Below are 26,436 nucleotides of genomic sequence, written 5' to 3' on the forward strand. Positions count from 1 at the left end.
CCGGTTCGAGCCTCACGCCGCCCAGGGCGGCGACATGTGCCCTGGCGGTGGGCAGCCCTGATATTTCCCCCGCCGGATTTCGTTGGTTGCCGTGGCCTATCGCTGGTTGTCGTGGGTTCTCGCTACGGTGGCTCCATGACGGCCGCGGAACACGTCGAAGAGGGGCCGACCAGCGAGCACCCGCTGCTGATCGGGACGTCCCCAAAGACGATCACTGATCACCTGTTCCCGGAAGACCGCACCCGGTTCAATGCTGACTACGAGTCGGCCCTCGACGACGCCCGCCGCACCTACGACCTCACCGGGGTGCACCAGGTCGTCGAGCACTGGCGGCAGGTCGCCGTACTCCAGTCTGATCCGGCATCGTTCCGCGAGTCAGTGAGAGCCGTCGCCGAGATCGTGACGGGAGTACCGACTCCCCAGGGCGAGTCGTTCGAGGTCACCCGGCAGAAGGCTGGTATGTAGTCACGGGTGTACGACATCCGCCGCACTCCGAGCACCCGTGCTGCGGAGCAGGCGATGCCGGAGTCGTTGTCCGTGGCTTTCGGAGTCGTTCTGGAGGCCATCGCCGCCGACCCGTGGTCGGTCGGTCGACCCTTCGGTCCGCGCACTCCCGCCAGGATCGAGACCTTCGGCTTGGGCGGGCGCGGAATGGTTCTCTTCACGATCCACGACGAGGGCGATCCTCATGTCCGGCTCCAGCAGATCACCTTTTGACGGGCGTTTCCTTCGTCAGCGAGTGTGGACTACGTCTTCGGACAGCAGCCTGATGAGCTCGGTGAGCTGCTCGCCGGTGTAGACCTCGCGGATTGACTGGGCTGCAGCTGCCGGGTCGCCGGTGGGGATCGTCGGCCGCCGCCGCGCGGGGGTGGTAACGCCGTTACCACCCGCAGCCCGGTACGGCGGCCCTGCGTCTGCGATCACCTGCTGCTCTTCGACGGGAAGCGACCCGAGCTGACGGGCTCGCTCGATCGGCAGCGTCCCGGCGTCTAGTGCGTCGCGCAGCGGTGGAATTAGTCCGAGCAGGGTCAGCCGCTGCACCACGTAGGGATGGGTTCGTCCGATGCGGCGGGCCAGTTCCCGCTGGGAGATGTCGTCCCGCTCGAGGACCTGGGCCATCGCCTGCGCCTCCCGTAGCGGCGCGAGGTCCCGGCGGTGGGAGTTCTCGACGAGCATGACCTCGTACATCGAGTCAGCGCGCTCGTCGTTCACGACGGCCGGCACCTGGGCCAGCCCGGCAGCACGAGCCGCGGGGAGCCGTCGGTTCCCGATCAGCGTGACCCACCGGGCGTCCCCGACCGCGCTCTTCTGGTCCGGGTAGCGCTCGACGAACGCCGCCACGGTGCACACCACGAGCGGCTGCAGTAGCCCGTGCTCGCGGATCGTGTCGGCCATGCGGTCAAGCTCGTCCTGGTCCTCGTCGACCTCGGTCCGCTGGTTCAGCGGATTCGCCGCGACCTTGTCGATCGGAAGCTCGGTCACTCCAGCCGGCTTCGTCGGGCGCGGCTCGCTGTCGGCGACTGGGTCCGCGGCGAGGGAGGCGAAGTCAACGCGGCGTCCCATCGTCACGCCCCCTTCGAGGCGGTAACGGCGTTACCGCTCTGGGCGTGCCGTGGCGCTTGGCCGTCGCTTCCGAGGACCTCGAGAGCGAGCCGGAAGAAGTCCTGGCGGGCTTCGAGCGCGACCCGGTTCTTCGGGAACTGCACGACGGTCACGCCCTCCGCTGACGCCCGGGTGTGCAGCTTGTAGTGCCGGACGACGGTGTTGAAGGTGGGCCACCCCTGAGCGGCGACGTAGGCCTTCGTCTGGAGCAGGTCGGCGTCACCGTCGCGTGGGTCCCAGTTGTTCAGCAGCACTCGCCACGGTGCCCCGGACTGCGCAATGACTCGTTGGATCGACCGAGCTGCCGGCGAGAACGACATCGGCTCCGGCTCCAGCGGGACGATGACGTCGTCGGCCTGGGCGAGCACCGTCTGCAGGATCGCCTCGTCCTCCAGGGAGCCTGGGGTGTCGACGAAGATGTGCGCATACTGATCGAGCTGACGGAGCCGGCTGAGACTGCCGGGGTCGTCGTGGCACTGCGCGAAGTCGAACGGGAGCGCGTCGCCGACTCGCTCTGCCCACTCCATCATCGACGCCTGCGGGTCCGTGGAGACCCCCAACACCTGGGGTTCTTCGAGGCTGCCGCCGAGGGTGTCGGCGACTACCGCGGCGAGGTTCACGGTGACGGTCGTCTTGCCGACGCCGCCCTTCTGATTCGCGATCACGTGGACGCGTGCCATGGAGAGCTCCTCCGTGTGCTTCCCGCCGACGATGGCGGTACTTCGGATTGGCCCTCGGGATGCTGCCAGAGGTGTCCTGGGAGTCAGGTCGGCGGCGCGCCGGTACGTGCGCGTTCGATGCCCTCCCGTTCCCTCTCGATGGCGGTGCCGATGCTCTGGTCGAGAGGTTGGGCGTTCAGGGTGTTCGCCACGGCGTTGGCGCCGCTCCAGACGTACGTGCTCGCCGCACCTTGCTGGTCTGCGACTGCCTCGAGTAGTCGGGCGAGCCCTGAACGCACGTCGGGCTTCACCGGGCCTTGCTCCTCGCGGAGCAGCTGCGCCGCCTGGCGCATGCTCACGGCGGCGCTGGCTTGGGCGGCCGCGAGACGGGCGTGTGGGCGTCGAGTCATGCCAGCATTATCGAACATGTGTTCGATGGAAGCGATAGCTCGACTGGAGCACCGTGCAAGTCCATGAGGACGTTCCGAACCTGGCTCCACCTTCGCGGTCGCGGGCTCACACTCGTCGACGTCCTCAGAGGTTGATCGTGACCGAACCCGGTCCCGAGCTCGTCGCCGCCGTGGACGACGCGATGGTCACCGCGCTGGACGACATGGGTCCGCTGCTGCGCGCGATCGCCGCCAAATCGCCGCTTCTAAAAGAGGTCCCGACGGCCGACGACATGATCGAGCAGCTCAAGCGCGACACCGGTCGCGACTAGCTCCACAAGACGACGCGGGCCGGCGACGCGGCGGGGGTGCAGGGGTCGTCGGTCACCGGCTCGTCGTTGACCCTCACCGAGCCCGGCTCCTGCGCGAGCCACCAGCCGATCCGGTCCGGCGAGAGCCCAGCGCTCGTCAGCCGGTCGAATACGGTCACGGGGCCCGCGGCCTGGTCCTCTTCCTGAACGTCTTCTGACGCTACGACCGCCCACCGACACTCACCCGCTGCGCGACCCGCGCGTCCCGGTGACCCGCGCCTCGCACACAACGTTGAGCTTCGGTGGTCCCTGCCGTCGTCTCAGCCGCGCTTCACGGACCTCGGGTTCTCCGGGCGGGCCAGGGCGCCGCAGGCGAGCGGAGCGGTCCCTGGCGGGTCCGGGGGTTCCGTGGTCACCTCCGGTCGGCTGAGGGGATGGCAGGGACCACCTGGTGACCACCCACTGGACATGACCCGATCCTGATCACTCCGGCCCCCTGCTGGAGTCGAGGCCCCCTGCTGGAGTCGAGGCCCCCGCGGAGCGCCCCCGGAGGGCCGCCGGAGTCCTACGGACAGGCCACGACGGTCGTCCGGGGCCCGTACAGCTCTGAGCAGACCTCTTCGGTCTCCACCCACGCGTCGTCGATGCCGTCGATCCCGTGACGGGTCCAGACGATCCCCAGGTCGGGGCGGCGGCCCGTGTACTCGATGAGCCGGTCAAGGTGGGCGAGCCAGGCGTCCTTGCCGACCTTCTCGATCGTCTCCCGGGAGACGGGACGACCGTCGCTGTCGCTGGCCCCGATGTAGACGTGGACGTGCGGGTACGGCGCGGTCGACCACGGGACCGTCGCGTGCCGCTGCCAGTCCATCGGGACCTGGGGGAGCGCCAGCATCACTGTGGCCAGGGCCCGCTGGCTGGCGACGTCATAGACCGACGCCGCGGACGGGTCCGGGCTTGCCGAGCCGCCGGCCGGGACCCGCGTCGCTAGCCATGCGAGGAACGCCGCCGGCGGGCTGATCTGGAGGTGCCAGGCGTCGTCGGGTGGGACGTCGGTGCTGACGGAGAACAACGACGGCGGCCGTTGGAGGTCGGCGGTCATGGTCATATCTCCATCTCCGGGCCCTCGTCGAGCTCGACCTCAGTTTGCGACGGCTCCCGCTCGGGCGCGAGGAGTTCCCGTTCCTGGGCGAGCTCGTCCAGAGATGGCTCGGGTTCCGGCTCGGGACCCACCTCGGGTTCGTGGGCAGCGGCCTCTCGGGCGGCGTCGCGCTCAATGGCCTCGAGCTCGGCCTGCCGCTGCGCCTCGCGGGCGGCAGCGAGGTCGGCGGCGACGTCCACCTCCGGCTGCGCAGGCTGCGGTTCCGGCTCCGGTTCCTCGACCTGCACCGGCTCGGGCTCGTCGACGTCGGGCTCCACGACCCGCTCGGGCGGCAGCCCGCGACGGTCGAGTTCGTCGGCAGCCGCGACATCGGCGTCCCGCTGCGGTGTCGACGACTCCCACCACGACGCCCGCCGCTGGTGCGCGACCTCGAGCTCGGCCGCCTCGGCTTCGTACTGCTCAGCGAACAGTGCCGATCGGGCGGCGTCGTCCGCGACCTGCTCGCGCCCCGGGTCGGTCTCGGGCAGCGACTCCGCGCGGGCCCGCTCGATCGCCGCGTCCTCCCGGTACCCGCGGGCCAGGGAGTGGGTGTCGGCGAGCTCGTCGGCGACCCATGACGGGGCCTGCTCCAGCTCCCGGACCCACCGCTCGCGCGTCGCGTACAGCTCGGCGTCCTCCGCAGCGCGCCAGTCCCCGCCCGAAGCCTCCGGTTCGTGACTGTCGCGGGTCGCGTCCAACGCGGCGTCGTACAGGGCGCGCTCCAATACCCGGTCCCGGGCTGGGGGAGCGCCGAGCGACGACTGCTCAGGGTCGATGCCCGCGTGCTCGCGGTACAGCGCGGTCAGACCGGCACGGTCCCGCCACGCGTCCCGCGCCTCGGCGTCGACGGCCGGATCCGGGGCCTCACCGAGCGACACGACCCACGCGGGCTGCTCTGTGGCGACCCGGTCCCCGAGGTCACGCTGCCGCTCGGTCAACCGTGCCGCCACCTCGCGGCCGTAGTCGGGGACCTCCCCGTCATGCTGCGGGAGCCGCGAGGTCCAGTCCGCCGCGTCGACCTGTCGCTGTGGCTCCTGGGTCATCTCCAGGCCTCGCACCCGGTGGCGGAGGGTCTCGGCGACCGAGTCGACGTCGTCGAGGCTGCGGGACTCGATGGCCCTTCCGAGAAGGGCGTCCGCGTCGTGACCGGCCAGCTCGGCGCTGGTCAGGGCCGCGAGCAGGCGACCGGTGGTGGGATCGTGGCGCCCCGGTGCCCGGTCGCCGAGCTTCTCCCGCAACGTGTCCAGGTAGCGGGTGTGTCCGTCCGCCTCCAGGGCGGCGTTGAGGCTGGTCAGGAGGGCGGGTCCGGACGACTCGACCTCCTGGGCGTGGTCGCGGACCGCGGACGCGGCTTGCTGGGCGTTCGACGACTGCACGAGCTCGGTAAGCCGTTCGGCGGCGACCTGCGCGACCCGCTGCGGCTCGTGCTCGTCGGGTTCCCGCTCGGCCACGAGGTAGAGGTAGTTGTGTTCGCGGCCGCGGGTGACCTGCACGTAGACGGCTTCGCGGCTGGCGGCGCGGTCGACGAGGCCGTGGGCGGCGTCGGCGGTGATCCCCTCGGCGCCGTACTCGGTGGAGGCGTAGCCCAGCGCGGCGTGATCGCGCAGGTACTCCTCAGGCAGGTGCGCGACAGCGCCGTGCCGGTCTCGACCGAGGATCGTGCCGTCGTCACCGCGTCCGAGGATCGTGTAGCGGCCTCGGTTCATGACGGCTTCGGCCTCTCCCTCGGGGGAGGGGTCGACCTGCAGCTGCCAGGCGTTGCGCCTGGCCTCGACGACGTCCCCGATTCCGACGGGGTTTCCGTCGCCGAGCTGCGCGAGCTGCTCATGTTCGACACGGCCGAGGTGCACCAGTTCAGTACGCAGCTCGGCGGCCATGTCCGCGGCGGTCGTGTTCGACCCGACCACCAGGACCGCGTCGAGTCCGTCGAGCCGGTCAGCGAGCCAGCCACGGCGGGCGGCGGCGGCCATCTCTTCGACCGTCCCGGCCATGAGCCGGCCACGGTCGGCGTAGGCCTCGACCGCGCGGACATCCCCGGCGCGCAGTTGCAGCGACGCCTCCGCTTCCCAGCCGTTGGTGAAGCGGTGAGGCTGGTCGAGGGTGTGGACCTGGTCGCCGGGCAGCGTCTCGACCAGGTGGGAGAACAGCCCACCGGCTCCGACTGCGTCCAGCTGGTGGGGGTCGCCGACGTAGACGACCTTCGCTCCGGCGCGGGCCGCTGCGGTGCTGATCGCGGCGAGGTCAGCGGTCGACGACATGGACGCTTCGTCCACGACGATCAGGTCCCGACTGCCCAGTGGCCGCCGGGCGGCGCCGGTGACCGGGTCCGGGGTGACCGCGTCCAGGAACCGGGTGATGTTCAGGGCGGTCAGGCCGTCGCCGGCGAGGTTCGACGTCGCGATCTGCGCGGCCGCGATCCCGTAGACGGTGCCGCCGACCTGTTCACTCCAGACGGCGGCGAGGGCTCCGACGGTCCGTGACTTGCCGGTGCCAGCGGGCCCGACGAGCACGTCGCCGTGACGGCCGGAGCCGACGATGCCGCGCACGGCGGCGTCCTGATCGGCTGAGAGCCCTGCCCGCTCGAGTACGACCGTCGGTTCTCCGACGGCGGCGATCCCGCGCTCGGGGACGGCCATGCGGGTCTCGCGATCAAGGTCGGTGCGCTGCGCGCCCCGGGTCTGCGTGAAGCTCAGGACGCCCGCCTCGGTGCCGAGGTGATCGGCCGTGGCGAATCTGCGTTCCTCGTGCGGGCGCCAGGTGGGTCGCCCGTCGCGGCGCATTAGCGCTCCCGGCACCTCGACGGGCTCGTGCCCGGTCAGTTGGACCACCCCGAAGCCCGCGGCGGGGTCGATGACGCTGCGGGCGAGCGCCTCGAGCGCGGCGGGTCGCTCAGCGGCGGGGACACCCAGCGTTGAGACGTCCCCGAGGTGGTGGTCGATCGCGTCGACGAGGTTGCCGAGCTGCCACGTCGAGTACTGCGCCTGGACGTCGGCCAGACCGGCGGCCAACGCCTGGGCGACCCGCTCGGGGCTCGCGGCCACCGGCATGACCGCGGCCATCGCGGCCATGTCCACCTCGTCGACGGTGGCCACCAGGCGGCCACGGCGGCCACGGTCGCGGTCAACCCACGCAGCCACGGCGGCCGGGCCGGCCAGACCGGGCTTGGTCGCTCGGGTGTCGAGGGTGGCGTCGTTGGCCATGTCGCGGCGGGCCCGCGCGCCCGGTTCCCGGCCGCCGTGGCGCTGTCGGTAGCGCTCGACGAGCTGCTCGACGCGGGCGGTCACCTGCCCCCGACGGGTGCTGGCCTCGGCCATCAGGTCCGGGTCCATCCCGGCGATCTCGCGGGCCTTGCCGTCGGGGCGCGTCACGAACCGCAGCCCGAGCCGGTCGGTCAGGTGCTGCTCGATGCCGCGTTCGTAGGCGGTGGCGATGGCTTCCTTGAACGGGCGGAACGCCTTGCCGTCGAGGGCGCCGATGCGTCCGTCGCCGGTTCCGACCCGGTTGAGCACCCCGCCGTGGGTGTGGAGCTGCGGCTCCCCCTCGCGGGAGGTGTGGTGCGCGAAGACGACCGCGGCAAGCCCCTCGGCCTGCACGTACTCGCGGCCCATCTCGGTGAGCCCGAAGCGGGTGTAAGCGACGTGTTCCTCGGCGTAGCCCAGCGCGATCGCCACTGCGTCGTCGTGGGCGGCGCGGACTGCGGCGGCCTCTTCGTGCAGGCCAGCCGCCATGTACGCGGCGTACATCAGGCTGATCGACTTCACCGGCGAGAACGTCAGGTCGTAATAGGCGACGGCTCGCTGCCCCGAGGTCGCCGCCTCACGTTCCATCTCGCGGAGCCGCTCCGGGCTGGCGTCGGGCTCAGCCATCTTGAGCTTGTCGAGGCGGTCTTCGTAGCCGGCAAAGCTACGCGGCTTCGACCCGATGAACGCCGGGTCGCCCACTGTTGAGTCGGGGCGACGCAACTGCCCGAAGATCGCGCGGACGTCGTCCTCGGCAGCTTGTCCGCCGACCTCGATGTCCAGGCCGAGGGCCTCCCACCCGCGGCCCATCCAGACCCCGGCCGGCTCGCCGCGCTCGATGGCGCGGGCGAAGTACTGATCGGCCCCGGGGCCGGCGGAATCGGCGCGGTCGGCGACCTCGCGGTGGTCGTGCCCGGGGTCGTCGCAGCCTTTGAGGAGGTAGTCGACTGCCCCGGCGCCGATGGCGTTGATCCGGAGCATGGACCGACGGTAAGGCCCGCCGCGACCACGTCCAAGATCAATCCAGGACTTAATGGCATAGGTGTGCTGGTGATGAGCGAAGCGAAGTGCCTTGGCGAGCGTAGCGAGATGCTTGAGCTGAGTGCAGCGAAGTGCCGTGATCGACCGAAGGTCGAAGGTCAACAACGAGAGGTGAGACGGGAAGCCGCGGCCAGGAGGTCGAGGAGTCGATGGGGGTCGGCTGCGGAGCAGACGGAAGTGGTGTCAGCGGTAGTGGTCGAACAAAAGGTCGGGTCCTACGGTGCTCACGTATGGCGAGGAACGCATGTCCACGGTGCGGCGGGGAGCTTGGCTGGGTGATCGACGAAGACGTCATTAGTGGCGGCTGGTATCAGTGCGAGAACGATCATCAGTGGCTCCGCCGCTTCGGCGGATGGGTCCCCCTCGACGAGGAGAACTGAGACCGGGGCCTCGTCCTCGGTGGCGGTGTCCCCGTCCCGCCGTTCGACCTTGGTGACCTTCGCGGTGGCCCACCGCAAGCGACGGAGTGATCTCGTCGGCGACCACGGGGCCCCGCGGGCGGCACCCGTTATCGTTCTGCCGAGGACAGTTCGGTCGTGCCGCCGAAGGCAGGGGTGGAACGGAACAGCCCGGCGAGGAACCTCCGTAGCGGGGCACGCTTCGGCTGCCCAGAGTCGTCCGGGTGACGAACATGCTCAGGGGCGCCGTCATCGGCGCCGGAGAGGTGGACTGTCCGGATGGCGACCACGACAACCAGCGCCGCCAGGCCGACCACCACCAGACCCGCGATGGCGACCGGGAGTGACACCCCCAACCCGGGGGATGATCCTGGTGCCGGAGGCAAGGGAGCCGCCGGTGGCTCCGGTGGCGCCGCGGTGGGGCTGGTCGGAACGAGCCGAGTCGGGATGGCTGGGCCCGCTCCGGGCGGCGCGGTACGGGCGGGCGGAGGCGGCGGCGCACTCGCCAGTGTCGTGGTGTTGAGCGCTGTGAAGGTCGCACCCCCGGCGAGAACGAGCAGCACGGCCACCGCCACGGCAACGGCCCTCCCACGTCGGATCGGCATCGGGGGAGCCTGGGGCTCGGGAGCGCCACCCGGCGGCGGCGGCACCGGCCGCGGCACGTACTCGGGTGCTTCTGCCTGGCCACGCCACTCGGGCGTCGCAGAGGCGGGAGGGGCTTGCGGTGCAGGGGCGGGCGCACGGTGCTGATTGCGGCGGTCTTACCGAGCTGTTCGAGAATCAGCGGCGCTGATACTCCCACCGACAGCGCACCCAGCCCGCCGGTGATCTCGTTGTTCTGCGCGAGCGCGATCGCGAGTCCGGCGCCGAGCCCGAGGCGGATCACGGTCGTGATAGCGAGGGCTCCCGGTCCGAGTTCGCCGGGCTTTTTCCAGGGCACACCGTTTGCGCGTTGGGTCGCGCCAAGCAATTCGATCGCCTCCACCGCTACGCCGCCGAAGGCCCCCCACAACCCGTACTGCCACCAGGCGAGCATCCATCCCCCCTTGCCCCCAGCCCCCGCGCGATCGCCGAGGCTCCGCACATCCTGGTCTGATGGCCGGGCACTGCCCATGCACGGTCGCTCGTCGGAGCCCGGCAGGGGCAGCGCAGGTGTGGATTTCGCATTTGCGAACAGTGCCCGGCTGCTAGTGATCCACAACTACGGGCTTGCTGCCTAGTGTCCGGCTGTACCCGCCCATGGCCGCCCGATTTGCCCGTGGCCTGGACAGCACCCGACTGATCTCCGCGCGTGCTGTTGCCCGCGTCTCGGCCGCCGCCCGTGGCCGCCCGGACAACCCCGGCCATGACCGGCCAGCCGTGGCTGTGGCCGCCGTGTCCGTCCCGGTGGCCATCTCGGCGAGGGTGGCCGCCCGTGTCCGCCGCGCGTGGCCATCGACCGCGGCCAGCCCGGCCGGTAGGTCGCCCAGACGACCTCGCCACGGCGAGAGCCGGTGGCCGATGACCCGGAGCGGGTCCCGCGCCGCACGGGCAGCGTCGCCCCGGGAGGCGCCCGGCTGGTCGGGGTGGTGATCGAGGGCGTGCAACAGCCCGGCGACGCACCAGCCCTCGGCGAACCAGGGCCCGAGCATCGCGACGGCGCGCCACCGGACGACGCGGCCAGCGAGCCCGGTGCGTTCGAGGAGCGTCTGAACGGCCCTAGCGCGTGCCTCCGTCGTCGTTGCACGGTCGTAGACAGGCCACGACGAGCCTCCGCCCTGTTCGTCGTGGCCTTCCTTGAGCCCTCGTTCACGCCTAGGGCTAGATCTCTCACCGCCACAGGCGGGGGGGTTGCCAGATTGCTCCACAGCAAGGGCTCCGACCGGCGCGGTGAGGACGTAGGACGGCGCCCGGTTGGTGTCGGTGCCGAGGAACTCGGCGGTTGCGCCGGTCTCGATGCACACCAGAAGGCCAGCCTCGACGGCCCAGGCGACGACGCGGGACACGGTCCGCACCGAGCAGCCGGCGCCCGCGGCGAGGTGCGCGCGGGTCACACCGGCGACGAGCCCGGTCTCCCAGTTCATCCCGTGCACGAGGCCCCGCAGGACAGTGAGGGCGGCAGCGCGGCGGTCGGCGCGCCACAGCTCGACGTCTACGAGCTCTTCGGCGCGGGCGAGGGCCGCGGCCTGGTCGGTGAGCACGACGGCGCCCTCGGGGACCCGGTGTCGCCACCCGGGGTGCGGGGCGAACCGTCCGGCCTGCACCCGTCGTGCGGCGCGGCGACGGCCGTAGGCCAGCGACCGGGCGCGCGCGGCGGCACGTCGGTGGGCGCGCCCGACGCCTTGAGTAGGGCGAGTGCGGGTTTTTGGGGTCGCCGGATGGCCGCGTGCGTCAGTCGACGGCGTGTCGCGGACGCGCGCAGGATGTACCGGCGGAGGTTCCGATGTAATCTCGGCTCCGCAGCACTAAGCCGCCGACGCGGGTGCCCCAGGTTGGTAGCCAGGCAGGGCCCGTAGTCGAGCGGGGATCATGTAGTTGCGCGAGCGCCTCGGTCTTCCCGGACCGGGGCGTTTCGTGTGTCAGGCGCTCTTGAGGGCCTCCTGCTCGGTGTAGGGGACCCCGGTGAGCTCGGCGAGGGTCTCGCCGACGAGATCGTTGACGGTCATGCCGCGGCGCGCGGCCTCTTCCTGCAGGGCCCGGCGAAGCGATATGGGCACCCTGGCCCGGACCTCTTCACGCTCACCCTTGCTGGGGCGACCCGTCTTCCTGCGCGCCATAACGGTCAGCGTGCCGTTCCGGCGCGCAGGAACAGCGCAGCGACACGCGGTCACCAGCTATTACGTCGCGCCGCCGCCGCCAGTCGCCTCCACCCGGTAGCGCTGGCTGCCGGCGCATATCCACCGGGCGCCTTGACGGAAGACCCGACCGCCGGGCAGCGGGTAGTGCGGCGGCACAGTGCCGAGAGCCCCGAGCCGACGGATGGGTTTTCCGCACTCGGGGCAGTCCTCGTGGCGGTCCCAACCCTCTGGGGCCTCCTGCGCGATCGGTACGCATGCAGGGCAGAGGTCCGGGGGTCCGGCGGACCACCCTTCGACCCGCCCGGCAGCGCGGAGTCCCTTCACGTAGGGGCCGACGCCGCGGCGCGGGTCCATGACTTGGAGGGTGGCCTTGCACAGGTCGCACTCCAGGACCAGCTCGTGGCGCACGTGCTTCGCCATGGCGTCCTCCCTACCCCTCGTCGATGGCTTGCAGGGCATTGATCGCGGCGTGCCGGTTCTCGGCGCTCCGGTCTGCGAGCCACGCGTGGACCGCGCGGGAGGCCTCGGTGTCGCGGTCCCGTCTGGCGGTCGTCCCGAGAACATCGTGAGCACGGTCGGAGTCGGCGTCTACGGCCACGAACGTCTCCGACGCGAACGCGCCAGCGCCGTGTCGGACGGGCTTGCTGCGTCCAGTGAGCGGTTGAAGGTGGCTCGACGGTGAAAGTGCGGCCGGCGACGTGGTCCACAGTCGCCTCATGCGGGTCCCGCGGGGTGGAGGACGGAGGCCGCTCGGATCAGACGAGCACACGTGCCCCCGGGTGCGGCCAGTCGGTCATGGCGGTCATCCAAGCTTCATCGTGTCCCCGGTGCTGGCTCGAGTAGTCCCCTTCGAGGGAGTGCAGTCTCGTCACCCGTTGCGATGAACGGGTGACGGAAACCGTGACCGATAACCACGTGCCGGGGTTGACGACACGTAACTGCAACGGTCGCGCGGTGTGATCACCGCCTGGCCGGGCTCCCCCTCCAGGAAGGACCCGCCGCTCATGGCGACCCTGCGCAAGGCCGTCCTCGCGACGGCCATGATCTCCACCGGCCTGCTCTCCACCACCGGCCTCGCCCTCGCGAACCCCAGCCACGACGGTGGTGACAGCGGCGACGACCACGGTGTCTCGCGCCACCACGACGACGGGACCACCGTGCAGAAGGGCCTCCTCAACTCGAGCGACTTCGCCCCCAACACCACCGGCGACCTGTGCAACAACGACGTCCCGGTCAACGTCCTGGGCGTCCAGGTCCCCGTCCAGGACAACGCCCTGGGCCTGCCGATCCTGTCCTCGGCTGGGCACGGCAACGGCGCCGTCAACGCCAAGAGCTGCAGCAACCCCATCTCCGCCGACAACTGATAGATCGTCCGGAGTCAACGCCGAGGTCGGGAGAGCGCTCGGCGCTGACTACGGGGGCAAGTGCGCGAGCCCGGTTACCGGTTTCCCCTCGATGGCCGGTGACCGGGCTCGCGTTGCCTCGCCGCTTGGTCCAAGCCGACATCTATCGACCGGGCGCCAGAGCACCTACCGTCGATGGCATGGAAGACCTCCTGCAGGTGCAGACCGTGACGCCGACGAAGGACGACGCCATCGCGCTCGCCAAGTCGGCCGTGGAAGCACAGCTCGCGGCCGGCGGTCAGGTCGCCGGGCCCGTGACGTCGGTGTTCTGGCACCTTGGGGAGTTCGGGACCGGCGAGGAGTGGCAGGTCATCTTGAAGACGACCGCCAGCAACTGGGCCGCGCTCGAGCACCACCTCATCGAGCACCACGTGTGGAACAACCCCGAGGTGACCGCGATCCCGCTGGCGCAGGCGTCAGCTCCGTACGCGGAGTGGGTCAACCGCGTCTCGGCACAGAAGGTCTGACACCGCCGGGGAGTTCGCGTACTCCTCGAGGCGGGCGATCACCTCGGCGATCCGCTGGTTCGGGCGGACCGAGGCGACCCCGCTGGCGAGGTTCACCGCCCGGCCCGTGATCGTCGCTGCCTGCTCGGGTTCTCCGGCGTCGATGTAGGCGTCGGCGAGCCACGACGAGTACAGCGCCTTGTCCCGGCCGTGGGAGTCGTCGTAAGAGGCCAGCGCGGACTCCAGCGCCGGGACGGCCCGCAGCGGGCGGTGCAGCTGGGTCCAGCAGCGGCCGCCGATGATGTCGAGCTCGGTGCGGGAGTCGACCCACGCCGCCCAGTCCGGCGCGGCGCTGTCCCGGTCGACCTGCAGTGCCTCCTCGGCGCGGCCCAGCGCCCGGCTGGTGCGCTCGGCGTCGCCGTTGACCGCGTGCGTCCACGCGCCGCGCTGGAACAGCAGCGAGCGCACCACGGGGTGGGTGTCGGGCCGCTCAGCCAGGTCGAACGAGTGCTCGGTGGACTCGACACCGGCCGCGCCGGTCGACACCAGTTGGTAGGAGCGCAGCGCCAGCGCGTTCCCGGCGAGGTCGGGGCTACGGGCTTCCTTCGCTGCCTCGAAGCTGCCAGAGAACAGGTCGGTGGCGGTGGGCTGCCAGCCGGCGTCGAACGCCGCCCACCCGCACTGCTGCATCTGCTCGGCCAGTAGCGCCAGCATCGCGGCGCGGGTGACCTGGTCGCGGGCGCTGCGGGTCCGCAGAGTCTGCTGGGTCAGGTCGACCTCGGCCTTGTAGAGCGCGAACGTGTCGGCGCCGCCCATGTGGTCGTCGAGCTTGCGCAGCCGCGCCATCCGCTCGCGAGCCTCGTCGATGGCCTGCCGGTCGAGACGCTGCTCGGTGGGGGTGGCGGCCGCGGCTGACCCGGTGGCGGTGAGCGCTGCGGCGCCGGCCAGGGCGGATGCGACACCGGCCTTGAGGAAGTCGCGACGGAGCACGGTGACCTCTTCCTGGGCGTCTTCCCATTCCCGGATACCAAGATCGAGCATGGCTCCGGGAATGCGTAGCCCATCAGCGATGCGGGCGATGACGTCGACGCTGGTCGCCTTGCGCTTGCCGCTCATGTACTCGCCGACCCGGGCTGGGGTCAGTTCGCACAGCCGCGCGATGTGGGAGGCGGTGAAGCCCGTCCCGCCGTACTGGCGGGCGAGCTTCAGGACCGCTCCGATGTCGCGGCGGGCGCAGGCGTCGACGAAGTCCGTCCTGGTCAGGACGTGCTTCGGTAGCTCCTGCGGCGGCTTCTCGCGGCGTGGCTTCGACATGGTCATCGTCCCCCCGGGCGATCCGCGAGCCTGGGAGTTACTCGCGAGTTAACCCACCCTGTGTCATCAGCATGACCTGCCGATAGGACACCCCGCAACGCTTCTCTAGATCCCGTCGCCGGAATGGCGCAGGGACAGGGAGGTGGGGCTGATGCCCACGGTGGCTAGGCGCAATGACGGATGGAGGTCGCAGGCCGCGTGCCGCGACCTCGACGTGCGGATGTTCTACCCGGACACCGGGAAGCGCTCGGGGCCTGCCGTCGCGGTGTGTGCTGGCTGCGTAGTCCGAGCGGCCTGCCTCGAGCACGCACTGACCGCAGGTGAGAGCCACGGGGTCTGGGGCGGCAAGTCCGAGGACGAGCGCCGCGCGATCCGCCGGGCCCGTAAGGCCGCGTCGTGAACGCCCCGACCCGGTCCCTCCCCGCCGGCCAGGCGCGGCGGGCGAAGGCGACCGGGCCCCGCCCGGACCTGCTGTGGCTGCTGTGGACCTTGCCGGGGCTAGAGCTCAGCTGCGGGTTCCTCCAGCCGCTGGTCGGCCTGTGGGCGCTGGTCCCTGCCGGCCTGTTCGTCGTGGCCCTGGTCGCGGTGGTCGCCTGGTCCACCGGCGGTGACTCGTGAGCGAGCAGGACACCGCCGCGGCCGCGGAGAAGGCCCGCCGGGCTGTCGACTCCGCGACGTGGGTCGCCATCGGCCTCGGGCTGGCCTTCACCGCCGTGAACGTGCAGACGTTCGCCGCCGCGGGCGCCGCGGCACTGTCCCCGGCCTGGGCGGTGGCCTGGCTGCTCGACCCGATGGTGTCGGTGCTGCTGCTTGCGGTGGTCCGCGCCGAGCAGGTCACCGCCCGCTGGCAGGTGGCCATGCCGTGGCAGGTCGCCGCGACGAAGTGGGCTGCGTTCGGAGCCACCTACGCGATGAATACGTGGTCGGCGTGGCGCGACGGCGTCCCCTCGGCGGTCGTCCTGCACTCCGTGCCTCCGGTGTTCGTCCTTCTCGCCGCCGAAGTCGCGCCTGCTCTCCGGGATCGGCTCACCGAGGCCGTCCGCGCCGCCGAGCTCACATCTCGCGAGCAGGTCGCTAGCAACGTGCTATCCGCTAGCGAGCCGGACCCCGAGGCGGCCCCCGTCGTGGAGGACGAGCTGGTCACCGAGCCGGTGCCCCCGCCCGACGACCCCCAGCAGGAGCAGCCGGCGCAGGACCCGGTCGACGCGCGGGTCCGCGAGGTCGCCGAGCTCCTCGCCGCCGGCTGCGACGTCACCGGAGCACAGGCCGCCGCCATGCACCAAGTCAGCGAACGGACCGGTCGGCGGCTCCTGGCCGACGCCCGCAGCCACCTCGAGCACAACCCGAACAACCCGCCGTCTCTGTTCGGCCTGCACCTGGTCGAGCCCGCAACCGCAGGAGGAACCGCATGAGCAGTCCGGAGGCCCGTGGCCTGACCGAGGAGTGGATCGCCGAGCACGGCGACCCCGACCTCGACTACTACATCCCACCCGTACATCAGGCAGCAGATCGAGGCCGACCGGTTCGTGGCGGAGCACGGCCACGAGGGGGACTGGGAGATCGACCGCGTCCCCACCGAGCGGCCCGCGCTGATCGAGGCCCGCGATCCGGAGATCGACGACGAGGAGCGGGAGCGGTGAGCGCCCGCCAGTGGCCCAGCGACGCTGAGATGGACGCGCTGGTCGAGCAGGCCGCGCAGTCGAAGAGCGGGGCGCTGCGCTTCGACCCCGAGACACCAGGCGGGTTCCGGGTCCTCACCGAGCAGGAAGACGCGGAGCTGATCGACGCGATCCGGCTCCCGGTCCAGCGCTACGACGACGACCGCGAGCACCTGACCCGTGAACGCGACGACGCCGAGCGGGTCGGGGACGTTGACGGCGCCGAGACCGCGGACGCGCACCTCGAGGTCCTAGCCGCCGAGCGGCGCCTCGCGCAGCGCTACGGCCCGGAGCTCGACGACGAGGAGCGCGAGCGATGAGCCAGCCGACGACGAGCCAACTGAGCGACCAGCAGCGCGACGCCCTGACCAAGGAGCTGTTCGCGCGCCAGCAGGTCGCTGAGCCCGGATCGCACTTCTGCTTCTGCGGCGGCGACCGCGACCTCATCGACGCGGTCGAGCGCTACCGCGACGAACAGGACCGAGAGAGGGGCTGACATGACCATCACGTCCAACCGGGCCGAGCGGACCGCGAGCCGTGCCCGCGGCGTCACTGTGCAGCGGATGCGCTTCTGGGCCGTCCGCAGCGGCCCCCACCTCACGCAAGCCGGGGGCCGGGGCTACCGGACCGTGACCGGTCTCGTAGTCGCGGCCGCGATCAGCACCGTGCTCTCCGCGCTGGTCGCCGGACGGGCCTGGGCGTCGCACCCGCGCTGGTCGCGGTGGTCGACGTGGGCGGCGGACCTGCTCGGGCACTGGCCGGTGCTCGCCGCAACAGCCGTACTTGGACTGCTCGACGCGGCCCTGCTCAACCTGTTCTCGCTGCTCGGAGCCCTCGTGGCGACCCCGGCGGTGCTGGTGTGGGGTGTCCGGGCAGGGCGCATGGCCTACCCGCACACGATCCGCGGCCGGGTCCGGACCCGGCTCGGTCTCGACGGATGGGCCTCTTTCTGGGACCTCCGCCGGAATGTGTCCGCGCACGCGGTCCGCGGCATCACCGCGACGATGCGGCCCTCGATCGCCGCCACGCTGCCCGACCCGGACGACCTCGACGAGGTCGGGCAGCGGATCGCCGCGTCGGCCCGGCGCCGGTGGCTGATCGAGCGGCTGCCGGTCACCGAGTGCGGCACCTGGCTCGGGCGCTCCACGGTCGGGCCGGTGTGGGGCCAGCACTGCTACGCCGCGTTCCGCGACGTCGTCGGACTGATCGCACCCCCGCAGACCGCGAAGACCGCGCTGATGGGCCACCACGTCATCGACCACCCCGGGGCCGTGCTCACCACCTCGACCAAGACCGACGTGTACTGGCACACCGCGGCGCTGCGGATGGAGAAGTCGCGCTCCGGTCGGGTCGAGGTCTTCAACCCGGAGGGCATCGGCGGAGTGGCCTCGACGATGCGCTGGTCCCCAGTCGCCGGCTGTTCGCACCCGGCCACGGCCGCCGAGCGGGCCGGTGCCCTGGTCGGGGCCACCTCGGCCGCGGGTGGGGAGGACGGCACGTTCTGGCTGGACTCCGCGGCGAAGGTGCTGCGCTCGTTCCTGATGGCCGCCGACCTCGGCAGGCTCGACATGCGCGCGGTGCAGCGCTGGGTCGCCGACCCCGTCGGGACCGGTGGTCAAGCGCTCGAACTGCTCGAGCACACCCACCGCGACCAGACCCCCGACGGCTGGGCCGCCGAGCTCGCCCAGGTGCTCCACACCGACGCCAAGCGCACCCGCGAGTCCATCTTCCTCACGCTCTCGCAGTCGGTGGCGTTCATGGCCGACCCGACGGTCGCCGAGGCGTGCTGCCCGGCCGAGGACGAGCCGGGCTTCGATGTGGCCCGGTTCCTCGGCGACCGCGCCACGCTGTACGTGATCCTCTCCGAGCGCCCGCACGCCTCGGTCGCCCCGCTGGCCGCGGCGTTCACCACCTATGTGTTCGAGCAGGCCAAGCGCCTCGCCGCCCGGTGCCCGAAGGGGCGGCTGGACCCGCCGCTGGGGCTGATCCTCGACGAGGCCGCCCTGACCACCCCGGTGCCGCTGGACCGGTGGGTCGCCGACGCCGGCGGGCGCGGCATCCACATCGTGTGGGCGGTGCAGTCCCCGTCGCAGCTCGCGCAGCGGTGGGGCCGCAACGGCGCGGACACCATCTGGAACGCCACCAACGCCAAAATCGTGTTCGGGGGGCTGACCCTCGATGCCGACCTGGAGGCGATCTCGCGGCTGTGCGGGGAACGCCGCGTCGAGCTCGACGCCGGCGGGGGGACGATCCGCTACGAGTGGCGGCGCATCCTGCCGGTGGACCTGCTCCGCACGCTGCCGCAGTGGCACGGGCTGCTGGTCCACCGGGCCACCCCGGTGACCATCACCCGTATCCGACCGGTGTGGCTGCGCCGCGATGTCCGCGCCCGCGGGTGAGCCTGCCCCGCTGGCCCCGATCGACGAGGGGCTGTACCCGGTCGACGCCGAGCCGCCGCAGCTCGATCATGGACCCGGGCAGCACGACGGGGACGACGAGCGCGGGGAGCCGGTCGACCGGTGAGCGAGCAGGAAGACAGCGGCCAGGGCGGGCGGCCCAGCAGCACACGTCGCGGCGCGATCGGCGACGTCGCCGCGGAGCTGCGCGCCCTGCGCCGCACCCTGCGTGAGACCGACGAGATCACCCGCGAGTCCGCCGGGCTGCTCGCCGAGACCGCCCCGAAGGTCGCCGCCCTCGAGGAGCAGGTCGCGACGCTGCACGGCCAGGTCACCGCACTGGTCGACGACGCCGAGAACACCGCCGCCGAAGACCCGGGACTGACCGCGGCCAAGGCCGCGGTCGGGCTGCGCTCCGACCCGCCCGGCCCGTGGTGCTGGCCGCTGCTCGATCGCCAGCAGGCCGAGACCGCGTGGGACGCGCTGGGCCGCTGGGTCGGGGAGCTGCTCGTCCCCACCTACGGGATCACCCGGCTGCAGCTGTTCGACTGCTGGCCCCACCACCCGGCGATGCTCGCCCAGCTGACCTGGCTGCGGCAGGGCTACCTCGAGGCCCACCTGCCCGGGGCCCCGGCCACCAAAGCCCAGGACTGGCACCTGCGCAGCCTGCCCGGTGTCCTCGCCGCGCTACCGGGGTTGGTCCCGACCGAGGCGGGCACCAAGCCCGAGCCGCTCTGCGCACCCGGCCGGCACCTCCAGAAGATCGACTATTCGGCGGCGCGCGCCGAGGAGTACGACCAGGCCCGGATGCTGCCCGCCACCGTCGAGCACTGGGGCCCGGCGTGGCGCGAGGCCATGACCGCCGACCTCACCCACCGGCGACCCGCCCCCGACAAGTGATCACCCCAAGACCGGCGCAGCACCGGGCCGCCATGAGCGCCGCCGCCGTGGTCAGGACCGGCGTTTTCGGTGGCCGTTCCTGTCCTCGCCCCGGTAGGGGGCGATCTGGCTTCGTAGGTCGGGCAGGTTCCACCACCGGGAGCCGTCCGGGTCGACGCGGGCGGGCCGGACGATCTCGGCCCGAGCGAACCAGTTCAGGGTGGCCTCGGGCAGGTGCAGGGCCTCGACGGCGGCTGCGGTGTCCACCAGCGCCCGGGCCGACGTGCCCGGTTCGGCCGGCGCGCTTCCCGCGGGGGTGTCCCCGCCCGGGTCCACGAGGCCGAGCATGGCCAGCAGCTCGCGGACCTCGGCGGGCTGATCACCGAGGTGGCGGGCCACCACCAGCGCGGCTCGGTAAGCCTGCACTAAGGTGATCTTGGAGTCGGCCGCCGGGTTCAGGTCCCAGGTGCCCAGCGGCCCCGGCCCGGTCACGGCCGCTCATCCTCGTCGCGCTCCCGGCGCTGGCCGATCCCCGGCAGCGAGCTCAGCACGGTCCAGGTCATGGTGGCGTCCCCCCTCGCGGGTGGCCCCGGGCCCGGCCAGGCAGGCCCCCACACGGGGTCGCGGCCCGTCGGCGCGGCCGCGCTCGCACCGGTCTCGGGTGCGCGCACACTACCCGGTGGTGATCGAGCCCACGGGCCGCCGCCCCGGGTCTCGAGCAGCCCCGGGGTGCCGGAGGGGACCCAGCCCAGGGGGACTCGCTGATCGGCTGACGCGCCCCCCGCGGAGGGCGACGCTGCGGGCCAGTGACCGCGCGGTGGGGGCGCGGTGCCCGTCGTTGGCAGTCTTCCCCCGGGGGTCAGCCCGCCAGCATAGTGGTGATGACCAGTGCCGCGGCCCCGAACGCCAACGTCGCCGCGAAGATCAGCAGGGCCTCGGCGAGGTCGGCGAGCCGCCGTATCTGCTGTTCTCGGGTGGCCGCCGACAGGCCCGGCACCGCGGCGGGATCGCGGCCGGGCCTCTGGTTGGCGCTCACCATGGGCTTGCGCCGCTGCCCGCCGGCCGCGAGGACGTCGCGTCGCCCGCGTCTGGCCCGTACCGCCCGTGTCCCATCGCGGCACCTCCGGCAGGGATCGTGCCCGTCGCCGACCCCGCCGCGCCATCACCCGACCGGCCGAGCACCGGAGAGCGCACTTGAGTGCCCCGGTCGGGGGGTTCTCGGAACTTTTTCGCCGTCGTGGGGATCTTTCCGGGGGGTCCGGGAGGTCTGTCTTGGTGGGGCGTGATGTGGCGCCCCGGTCGATGGACAGCGACGACAAGGGAGCCTGCCCGTGGCGATGACCGAGCCGGACGCCCGACGTTTCGAGTGGCAGCTGACCGCGGTGGCCGCCGGGTGCGTCGTGGTCGCGGTGCTGGCCCTGACGGTGTTCCCCGGGGTGCTCGCCGACTCCCCGCCGGGCATCCCGACCGGCGCGATCCTCGGGAGCAGCGCCGGGGTGCTGTTCGGGTTCGCCGCGCTCTGTACGGCGGGGGTGTGGCTGCATCACCGCTGGTTCTTCACCGAGCGCCAAGCTCTGCGCCGCGCGCTGGGCCCCCCGGATGACTGGCTCAACCTCCCCGAGTGGCGCCGCACCGCCAGCCCGGACGCGATCCGCGGCGAAGCCGCCCGGTTCTGGGGCCGCCCCGACGCGACGGCTGACCAGGCCGGCTGGGTGGTCGGGGAGGTGATCTCCGGGCGGTGGCCGATGCGCGAGAAGCTGCTGCGCGCCCCGTACCCGCGCTCGGTGCTGGTGCTCGGCCCGCAGGGCTCGGGCAAGTCCCAGTACGCGATCCCGATCATCCTCGACCTGCCGGCCGCGGCGGTGATCACCTCGACCAAGTCCGAGCTACTCGACGCCACCGCGCCGTGGCGGGCCCGGCTCGGGCCGGTGTCGGTGTTCGACCCGCTCGGGGTCACCGGCGGGCGCCACAACGTCGCGTTCGACCCCGTCACCGGCTGCCACGACGGCGAGCGCGCCGAGGTCGCCGCCGCGGCGATGATCCGCGGCGCCAGCCTGGGCGGGACGCTGCGCGACGGGTTCTGGGCCGACGCCGGCCGCCAGATTCTCCGCTGCTACCTGCTCGCGGCCGCGCTGGCCGGCGGGTCCAGCTTCGAGGTGCAGCACTGGAGCCACCACCCCGACGACCCCGAGCCGCTGCGCATCCTCGAGGCCCACCCCGGCCGCGTGCCCGAGGGCTGGATCAGCAACCTGCGTGCCCGGTTAGACACCAGCCGCCGCCAGCGCGACGGCTACTTCGGCACCGTCATCGCCACCACCGAATACCTCGGCCACCCCGGCGGCGCCGCCGCCGTCCGCGCCGCCCGCGACACCCGCGGCGGCCCGTTCGACATGGCCCGGTTCCTGGCCGAGCACGCCACGCTCTACGTCGTCGGCGACGCCACCAAACAGGGGCTGGCCGCGATGATGACCGCGCTGACCGAGCTGATCGCCTACGACGCCCGAGAGACCGCCAAGACCACCAAGCGCCTCCCGGAGCCGCTCGGGATGGTCCTCGACGAGGTCGCCAACCTCACCCCGGTCGACCTGCCCCGCTGGGTCACCGAGTTCCGCGGCTGGGGCATCGTCCCGTTCGCGTTCGTGCAGTCCCGCGCCCAACTCGACACCGTCTGGGGCCACGACGACGCCGACGTCATCTTCGACAACATGATCACCCGGGTGATCCTGCGCGACCTCGCCGCCGCCGGGTTCCTCGACGACCTCAGCCGCCTCGCCGGCGAACGCCAACTCCGCCGGCCCGCCACCACCGGCTCCCGGTGGGGCCGGGGCGAGGACGTCCCCGCCGGCACCGAGAGGCTGATCCCGCCGCACGTCATCCGGTCGCTGCCGATGTGGCACGCCCTGATCCTCGGACCACCCGCCCAACCCGCCGTCGTCGCCTTCGAACCCGGCTACGAACGCCTCGCCCGCCAACGCATCGGCACGCCCTATCGGGCGCGCTGGCCCCGCTGGTGGCGCCACCCCATCACCGCCACCCGCACCGCCCTCACCCGCTGACACATCTCCACGGCCACGTGGGCGTGCGAGAGCGAGCTGAGGCGCACCGGGTTCAGTGCCGCTGGGTTCTCCCCGAGATCGGCTGGTTGGTGGGCGATCGCGGTCCGCTTCGGGCACGGGCGCGCCCCGGCGTCTGTTCGACCTGCTCGGGCTCACCGCCCGCCTGCCCCGCCTGCCGCTGCTCGACGACCCACACGGGCGCCCCGGCCGACGGTGAGGGAACCGACCGCAGCCCGGCGTGACCGGTGGTGATCAAACGGCTCGCGGCCGAGGACCCGACCGCCGAGGTGAACTCGAACCGGGCCCGGCACCAGACAGACTGGCCACGCGAACCCTGGTATCACTGCTGGTCATGGGAGCCGAGCGAGGTGACCGCGCACGATCGACCGGTCATCCGGCCGGGACGTGCGCAGCCGACCTGCCGGCGCTGGCCGGGAACGTCCGCCGCCTACGCCGAGAGGTCGGCGCCTGGCTGGCCGAGGTCTGCGGTGACCAGAACGCGGTCGAAGACCTCGTCCTGGCGGTGGGCGAGGCCCTCGCGAACTGTGTCGATCACGCCTTCGTCGGGCGGCCTGAGCCGGGAACGATGAGGGTGTTCGCCCGGCTCGAGGGCGACCAGGTGGTGATCACCGTCCGCGACAACGGCCGATGGCGAGAGCCGGACCGCGAACCCGGCTGGCGCGGGCGCGGCATACCGCTCATTGCGGAACTCACCGACGACGCCGACATCGACCCCCGACCCGGCGGCACCGTGGTCGTACTACGCCGTGCGGTCACCACCACCCAGCGACGAACGCATGTTGCCGGGTCCGCCAGCGGTGACCTGGCGCGCTCGGCGGACCTGCGCTGGTGACCAGCCCCAGCGCAACCCGCTGTCCTCGGAGCCCGCGCCGCTGTCCTCGCGCCCGCCCCGCAGCCCATAACTCCGACCGTAGTTCTAGGGGTTGGCGACACGGGCTGCCTTCGCGGCCACCCATGAGCAGGTCGTTCCCTCGGACTCGGTGGGGTTCACCCGGCTCGCAGCTGGTTGACCTGGGAGGCCGTCGCCGGTGTCGGGGGGCTCGTCCGGCTCCGTGGGTCGGTGCGGCTCGGTGAGCCAGTGGGCGACGTCGACGAGCTTGATGTTCGTCTGCTGCGAGGACGCGATCAGCATCTCGAACGCCTGGCCCGCGTCGACTCCGAATCGCTCCATGAGGATGCCCTTGGCCTGCCCGATCAGGTCGCGGGAGTCGACCGCTCGCTGGAGGCTCACGCCCTGGTCGGCGCCGTAGAGCAGCAGCGAGGCCTGGGCGGCGAACAGCGCGGCGATCGTGTGAGCCTGTTCGGTGAACACCCAGGGCTCACGCGAGTACAGGTTCAGCGCGGCGCGCTGTCCACGGCCCCGGGAGGTCAGCTGCGCGGAGATCACCGCGTGGTACCCGGCCTGGACCGCAGCCGGCGCGAAGCTGGGCCACCGGTCGTTGTCGGTCTGGCCCGCGAAATCATGGGCGACCACGACTCCGGAAGCTGGTGGGTTCTCGGCGGCATCCAGGCCCGGACCTTGCCGCAGCGTGTACTGCAGCTGGTCCAGGTCGCGGATCGCGTCGTCGGTGGCGTGGCAGGCCTGGACGGTGCCCGCCTCACTGCGCGAGATACCTCCGCCGTCGACACCGGGCACCGTCTCAGCGGCCGACGCGACGATCTGGGTCAGCACGTGCTCAACGTCCGAGATGCTGTCCCGGGCCAAGTGGTCCGCGGCCTGCCGCAGAGCGACGACCAGTTCGTCGCCGTGGTTGACGTCCACGAAATGTCCCGTCCTTGAGCCGCGTGGGGACTCAAGCTGGTCGACCGGGTCTGGGGGGCGCCCGCTCGACGAAAGAGGACGTTACAAGAACCCGATCAGGTGTTGGAAGCCAGCCGGCGTGGTTCTGGCCCCCTCGTTCCCACACTCCACCGAGGCCATCTCGAACAGTGGGCGCCGCTGCCTCGACCCGGGCCTGCGGCTGGTTCTCGCTCGGCCTGGTCGCGGCCAACCGTGGCCCGTGGTTGTCCAGCTGGTCAGCGGCCAGGGCCGGGGTCGGGGTCGGGGTCGGGCCCGTCGGATTCCCCGACGGGTGCCACGATCTTCTCGGCTACCTCCTCGAGGGCGATCCCCTGCGAGATCGCGCGAACCCGCAGGATCGTGAGGGTGTCCTTGATCGGCACGTCGAGCTGTGCCATCAGGACGCCCTGAGCCTGATTCACCACGGGATCATCGACCGCCGCGGCAAGGACTTCATCCGGCTCCAATGTTTCCCCCTTCGGTCGACACGGCTCGCGGGTCAGCGAGCCGGACGGCGGGGTCCGAGCCGAAGCACCCAGCAATATGTCGAAGATCCCCCGCCCCGTCCAGGCGCCCGTGAGAGATGTCCCCTCGTCGGCCCGGCATCGCCCAGCTCGATCCGCTGCTGCCCGGACCGGGGGCGGTGCGCGCCCCGAGAGCCGCGGAACGCGTCCGGCGAACATCCGGTCGCACGCTGACCGGCCCGCAACTATCGGTCCGACCCGGCATCGAGCCAGCTCTGGATGATCGTGGTGTGAGGGCCCGGCGGTGTCGTCGGGTTCGGCGGTCAGCCGACGGTGTTGCGACCCGTGCTGTACTGGCACGCACCGCCTCACCGCGGCCATGAATCGGGATCTCCGCGGTGGGTGTGGGCCCGACCGGGACCTTTGTCGGGGCGCGGGCAGGTCGGCTGCCTGGCGACGACGACCCGGGGCAGTGGGTGTGGGGTGGATCAGGCTCGATTGAGCCGGGCGTTGGCCGCCGCGGTCGTCGAGGGTGGCGCCGACGCGGCACTGGCGGTGTGCCGGGCGTGCGTGACGTGGCTGCCGATGACCGGGGCGTCGATCACCATCATGGACGACGAGCAGGGCCAGGAACCGGTGTGTGCCACCGACCCGGGTGCGGCGCGGATCGACGAGCTGCAGTTCAGTCTGGGTGACGGGCCGTGTGTGGAGTCGTTCCGTACCGGTCGCGCGGTGCTGGTCGCCGACATCACCGACCCCGCCGAGACCCGCTGGCCGGTGTTCGCGGCGGCCGCGGCCGAGACCGGCGCAAGGGGCATGTTCGTGTTCCCGCTGCACGTCGGGGCCACCAAGATCGGGGTGCTGGACTGCTACCGCGACACCCCCGGCGGGTTGAGCGACCAGGATCTGAGCGGGGCGCTGCGCGCCGCCGACGCGGCGGTGTGGCTGCTGCTCGAGCATCCCGACCCGAACAGCATCATCGGTGACCACGACCCGAACAGCACCGACACCGACGGCGCGGACAGCGGGCAGTGGTGGGACGGGTTGACGCTCTCGCGGGCCGAGGTGCACCAGGCCACCGGGGCGCTGATCGCCCAGTCCGGGCTCGACGCCCCCGCCGCGTTGGCGCGGCTCCGCGCGCTCGCATTCCGCACCGGCCGGGACATCACCGAGGTCGCCGACGACGTCCTGGCCCGCCGACTGCGCCTAGGGCCCGACGGGGCATGGCAGACCACCAGCACCGATCACCCCACCGATGGGCGCCCCGGCGGGCACGACAACACCGGGCGCGAGGACAGCGACCCGTAATCCCCGCAGCAGGGAGATGAGGAGGATCCATGGTGAGCACACCGGCAGCTGGGCGCGAACAGTCGTTGGTGACCGCGTTCGTGCGCCTGGCCGACACCCTGGTCACCGACTACGACGTGATCGACCTGTTCCACGGGCTGTGCGCCGACTGTGTCGC

Annotated in this window: 30 protein-coding genes; 17 read left to right on the plus strand and 13 right to left on the minus strand. The window is 72.0% G+C overall.

Translation table 11 applies throughout. The annotated features are described in order from the left end of the window. The first annotated feature begins 135 nt into the window (after window positions 1-135). Together VGI02_RS16985 and VGI02_RS16990 are read left to right on the plus strand one after the other, a co-directional pair. The gene (locus VGI02_RS16985; protein WP_331628929.1) at window positions 136-465 is read left to right on the plus strand and encodes a DUF6247 family protein; all 330 of its coding nucleotides are present in this window, start codon (window positions 136-138) and stop codon (window positions 463-465) included. A 6-nt stretch (window positions 466-471) separates the two neighbouring features. Beyond that, window positions 472-717: a hypothetical protein gene (locus VGI02_RS16990; protein ID WP_331628930.1), complete on the plus strand. Its 246-nt coding sequence runs from the start codon at window positions 472-474 to the stop codon at window positions 715-717. Window positions 718-732: 15 nt separating this feature from the next. On the opposite strand, the gene VGI02_RS16995 is transcribed toward VGI02_RS16990, so the two are convergent. The 3 genes from VGI02_RS16995 to VGI02_RS17005 form a co-directional block, all read right to left on the minus strand. Further along, window positions 733-1,563 (minus strand): ParB/RepB/Spo0J family partition protein, encoded by an 831-nt coding sequence (locus tag VGI02_RS16995; protein ID WP_331628982.1) that lies wholly within the window; start codon window positions 1,561-1,563, stop codon window positions 733-735. A 2-nt stretch (window positions 1,564-1,565) separates the two neighbouring features. Then, complete coding sequence (locus VGI02_RS17000) at window positions 1,566-2,282, minus strand: ParA family protein (RefSeq protein WP_331628931.1); 717 nt, start codon at window positions 2,280-2,282, stop codon at window positions 1,566-1,568. Between the two features lie 83 nt (window positions 2,283-2,365). Next, window positions 2,366-2,620, minus strand: a complete 255-nt coding sequence (locus VGI02_RS17005; RefSeq protein ID WP_331628932.1) for a hypothetical protein — start codon at window positions 2,618-2,620, stop codon at window positions 2,366-2,368. A 188-nt stretch (window positions 2,621-2,808) separates the two neighbouring features. Between VGI02_RS17005 and VGI02_RS17010 the strand changes: the two genes are divergently transcribed. Beyond that, the gene (locus VGI02_RS17010; protein ID WP_331628934.1) at window positions 2,809-2,982 is read left to right on the plus strand and encodes a hypothetical protein; all 174 of its coding nucleotides are present in this window, start codon (window positions 2,809-2,811) and stop codon (window positions 2,980-2,982) included. On the opposite strand, the gene VGI02_RS17015 is transcribed toward VGI02_RS17010, so the two are convergent. From VGI02_RS17015 to mobF, 3 genes are all read right to left on the minus strand, one after another. Then, entirely contained in the window at window positions 2,979-3,140 is a 162-nt protein-coding gene (locus VGI02_RS17015) for a hypothetical protein (RefSeq protein WP_331628936.1), read from the minus strand. The genes VGI02_RS17010 and VGI02_RS17015 overlap by 4 nt on opposite strands. Before the next feature lie 386 nt (window positions 3,141-3,526). Next, on the minus strand, window positions 3,527-4,060 hold the full coding sequence (locus VGI02_RS17020) for a hypothetical protein (protein ID WP_331628938.1): 534 nt from the start codon (window positions 4,058-4,060) through the stop codon (window positions 3,527-3,529). A 2-nt stretch (window positions 4,061-4,062) separates the two neighbouring features. Next, window positions 4,063-8,319, minus strand: a complete 4,257-nt coding sequence (mobF, locus tag VGI02_RS17025) for a MobF family relaxase (protein ID WP_331628940.1) — start codon at window positions 8,317-8,319, stop codon at window positions 4,063-4,065. 682 nt (window positions 8,320-9,001) lie between these two features. Between mobF and VGI02_RS17030 the strand changes: the two genes are divergently transcribed. Continuing rightward, entirely contained in the window at window positions 9,002-9,124 is a 123-nt protein-coding gene (locus VGI02_RS17030) for a hypothetical protein (protein WP_331628942.1), read from the plus strand. An 840-nt stretch (window positions 9,125-9,964) separates the two neighbouring features. Here the strand turns inward: VGI02_RS17030 and VGI02_RS17035 are convergent. Then, window positions 9,965-10,957 carry a hypothetical protein gene (locus VGI02_RS17035; RefSeq protein ID WP_331628944.1) on the minus strand — a complete coding sequence of 331 codons (993 nt, stop codon included), beginning with the start codon at window positions 10,955-10,957 and terminating at the stop codon, window positions 9,965-9,967. Between the two features lie 378 nt (window positions 10,958-11,335). After that, the gene (locus VGI02_RS17040; RefSeq protein ID WP_331628946.1) at window positions 11,336-11,473 is read right to left on the minus strand and encodes a hypothetical protein; all 138 of its coding nucleotides are present in this window, start codon (window positions 11,471-11,473) and stop codon (window positions 11,336-11,338) included. Between the two features lie 1,085 nt (window positions 11,474-12,558). Between VGI02_RS17040 and VGI02_RS17045 the strand changes: the two genes are divergently transcribed. Both VGI02_RS17045 and cutA read left to right on the plus strand, forming a co-directional pair. Beyond that, on the plus strand, window positions 12,559-12,918 hold the full coding sequence (locus VGI02_RS17045; protein ID WP_331628948.1) for a hypothetical protein: 360 nt from the start codon (window positions 12,559-12,561) through the stop codon (window positions 12,916-12,918). A 179-nt stretch (window positions 12,919-13,097) separates the two neighbouring features. After that, window positions 13,098-13,424, plus strand: a complete 327-nt coding sequence (gene cutA, locus VGI02_RS17050; protein WP_331628950.1) for a divalent-cation tolerance protein CutA — start codon at window positions 13,098-13,100, stop codon at window positions 13,422-13,424. Here cutA and VGI02_RS17055 read toward each other — a convergent pair. Further along, a complete protein-coding gene (locus VGI02_RS17055; protein ID WP_331628952.1) occupies window positions 13,374-14,717 on the minus strand; it encodes an NsdA family TPR-like regulatory protein in 1,344 nt (447 codons plus the stop codon). The two genes, cutA and VGI02_RS17055, sit on opposite strands and share 51 nt — an antisense overlap. Window positions 14,718-14,868: 151 nt before the next feature. Here VGI02_RS17055 and VGI02_RS17060 point away from each other — a divergent pair, with 151 nt between their 5' ends. The 8 genes from VGI02_RS17060 (at window position 14,869) to VGI02_RS17095 (ending at window position 19,671) form a co-directional block, all read left to right on the plus strand. After that, on the plus strand, window positions 14,869-15,117 hold the full coding sequence (locus VGI02_RS17060) for a WhiB family transcriptional regulator (protein WP_331628954.1): 249 nt from the start codon (window positions 14,869-14,871) through the stop codon (window positions 15,115-15,117). Then, window positions 15,114-15,335: a hypothetical protein gene (locus VGI02_RS17065; RefSeq protein ID WP_331628956.1), complete on the plus strand. Its 222-nt coding sequence runs from the start codon at window positions 15,114-15,116 to the stop codon at window positions 15,333-15,335. Before VGI02_RS17060 ends, VGI02_RS17065 begins: the two co-directional genes overlap by 4 nt. Beyond that, complete coding sequence (locus tag VGI02_RS17070) at window positions 15,332-16,129, plus strand: hypothetical protein (RefSeq protein ID WP_331628958.1); 798 nt, start codon at window positions 15,332-15,334, stop codon at window positions 16,127-16,129. The genes VGI02_RS17065 and VGI02_RS17070 overlap by 4 nt, the downstream gene beginning before the upstream one ends. A gap of 224 nt (window positions 16,130-16,353) precedes the next feature. Next, window positions 16,354-16,695 (plus strand): hypothetical protein, encoded by a 342-nt coding sequence (locus tag VGI02_RS17075; protein WP_331628960.1) that lies wholly within the window; start codon window positions 16,354-16,356, stop codon window positions 16,693-16,695. Continuing rightward, entirely contained in the window at window positions 16,692-16,871 is a 180-nt protein-coding gene (locus tag VGI02_RS17080) for a hypothetical protein (protein ID WP_331628962.1), read from the plus strand. Before VGI02_RS17075 ends, VGI02_RS17080 begins: the two co-directional genes overlap by 4 nt. Before the next feature lies 1 nt (window position 16,872). Beyond that, window positions 16,873-18,774: a type IV secretory system conjugative DNA transfer family protein gene (locus VGI02_RS17085; protein ID WP_331628964.1), complete on the plus strand. Its 1,902-nt coding sequence runs from the start codon at window positions 16,873-16,875 to the stop codon at window positions 18,772-18,774. Next, entirely contained in the window at window positions 18,755-18,898 is a 144-nt protein-coding gene (locus tag VGI02_RS17090) for a hypothetical protein (protein WP_331628966.1), read from the plus strand. Before VGI02_RS17085 ends, VGI02_RS17090 begins: the two co-directional genes overlap by 20 nt. Continuing rightward, window positions 18,895-19,671: a hypothetical protein gene (locus tag VGI02_RS17095; RefSeq protein ID WP_331628968.1), complete on the plus strand. Its 777-nt coding sequence runs from the start codon at window positions 18,895-18,897 to the stop codon at window positions 19,669-19,671. The genes VGI02_RS17090 and VGI02_RS17095 overlap by 4 nt, the downstream gene beginning before the upstream one ends. Before the next feature lie 51 nt (window positions 19,672-19,722). Here the strand turns inward: VGI02_RS17095 and VGI02_RS17100 are convergent, their stop codons facing one another. Then, window positions 19,723-20,142: a hypothetical protein gene (locus tag VGI02_RS17100; RefSeq protein WP_331628970.1), complete on the minus strand. Its 420-nt coding sequence runs from the start codon at window positions 20,140-20,142 to the stop codon at window positions 19,723-19,725. Window positions 20,143-20,509: 367 nt separating this feature from the next. Continuing rightward, entirely contained in the window at window positions 20,510-20,686 is a 177-nt protein-coding gene (locus VGI02_RS17105; RefSeq protein ID WP_331628972.1) for a hypothetical protein, read from the minus strand. Between the two features lie 301 nt (window positions 20,687-20,987). Here VGI02_RS17105 and VGI02_RS17110 point away from each other — a divergent pair, with 301 nt between their 5' ends. Both VGI02_RS17110 and VGI02_RS17115 read left to right on the plus strand, forming a co-directional pair. After that, window positions 20,988-22,706, plus strand: coding sequence for a type IV secretory system conjugative DNA transfer family protein (locus VGI02_RS17110; protein WP_331628984.1), 1,719 nt, complete (start codon window positions 20,988-20,990; stop codon window positions 22,704-22,706). Between the two features lie 238 nt (window positions 22,707-22,944). Then, complete coding sequence (locus VGI02_RS17115; protein WP_331628974.1) at window positions 22,945-23,559, plus strand: ATP-binding protein; 615 nt, start codon at window positions 22,945-22,947, stop codon at window positions 23,557-23,559. Between the two features lie 84 nt (window positions 23,560-23,643). On the opposite strand, the gene VGI02_RS17120 is transcribed toward VGI02_RS17115, so the two are convergent. Together VGI02_RS17120 and VGI02_RS17125 are read right to left on the minus strand one after the other, a co-directional pair. Continuing rightward, window positions 23,644-24,489 carry a GAF and ANTAR domain-containing protein gene (locus VGI02_RS17120; protein ID WP_331628976.1) on the minus strand — a complete coding sequence of 282 codons (846 nt, stop codon included), beginning with the start codon at window positions 24,487-24,489 and terminating at the stop codon, window positions 23,644-23,646. A gap of 254 nt (window positions 24,490-24,743) precedes the next feature. Then, the gene (locus tag VGI02_RS17125) at window positions 24,744-24,929 is read right to left on the minus strand and encodes an ANTAR domain-containing protein (RefSeq protein ID WP_331628978.1); all 186 of its coding nucleotides are present in this window, start codon (window positions 24,927-24,929) and stop codon (window positions 24,744-24,746) included. Between the two features lie 540 nt (window positions 24,930-25,469). Between VGI02_RS17125 and VGI02_RS17130 the strand changes: the two genes are divergently transcribed. After that, the gene (locus tag VGI02_RS17130) at window positions 25,470-26,279 is read left to right on the plus strand and encodes a GAF domain-containing protein (protein ID WP_331628980.1); all 810 of its coding nucleotides are present in this window, start codon (window positions 25,470-25,472) and stop codon (window positions 26,277-26,279) included. The last annotated feature ends 157 nt before the right edge of the window (window positions 26,280-26,436 follow it).

Source organism: Actinomycetospora sp. (assembly GCF_036497245.1).
Lineage (GTDB): Bacteria > Actinomycetota > Actinomycetes > Mycobacteriales > Pseudonocardiaceae > Actinomycetospora.

Coding starts and splice junctions, on each gene's coding strand:
- VGI02_RS17080 (WP_331628962.1), top strand. CDS start 16,692: ATGAGCCAGCCGACGACGAGCCAACTGAGCGACCAGCAGCGCGACGCC.
- VGI02_RS17060 (WP_331628954.1), top strand. CDS start 14,869: ATGCCCACGGTGGCTAGGCGCAATGACGGATGGAGGTCGCAGGCCGCG.
- VGI02_RS17000 (WP_331628931.1), bottom strand. CDS start 2,282: ATGGCACGCGTCCACGTGATCGCGAATCAGAAGGGCGGCGTCGGCAAG.
- VGI02_RS17085 (WP_331628964.1), top strand. CDS start 16,873: ATGACCATCACGTCCAACCGGGCCGAGCGGACCGCGAGCCGTGCCCGC.
- VGI02_RS16995 (WP_331628982.1), bottom strand. CDS start 1,563: ATGGGACGCCGCGTTGACTTCGCCTCCCTCGCCGCGGACCCAGTCGCC.
- VGI02_RS17045 (WP_331628948.1), top strand. CDS start 12,559: ATGGCGACCCTGCGCAAGGCCGTCCTCGCGACGGCCATGATCTCCACC.
- VGI02_RS17090 (WP_331628966.1), top strand. CDS start 18,755: ATGTCCGCGCCCGCGGGTGAGCCTGCCCCGCTGGCCCCGATCGACGAG.
- VGI02_RS17055 (WP_331628952.1), bottom strand. CDS start 14,717: ATGTCGAAGCCACGCCGCGAGAAGCCGCCGCAGGAGCTACCGAAGCAC.
- mobF (WP_331628940.1), bottom strand. CDS start 8,319: ATGCTCCGGATCAACGCCATCGGCGCCGGGGCAGTCGACTACCTCCTC.
- cutA (WP_331628950.1), top strand. CDS start 13,098: ATGGAAGACCTCCTGCAGGTGCAGACCGTGACGCCGACGAAGGACGAC.
- VGI02_RS17020 (WP_331628938.1), bottom strand. CDS start 4,060: ATGACCGCCGACCTCCAACGGCCGCCGTCGTTGTTCTCCGTCAGCACC.
- VGI02_RS16985 (WP_331628929.1), top strand. CDS start 136: ATGACGGCCGCGGAACACGTCGAAGAGGGGCCGACCAGCGAGCACCCG.
- VGI02_RS17110 (WP_331628984.1), top strand. CDS start 20,988: ATGACCGAGCCGGACGCCCGACGTTTCGAGTGGCAGCTGACCGCGGTG.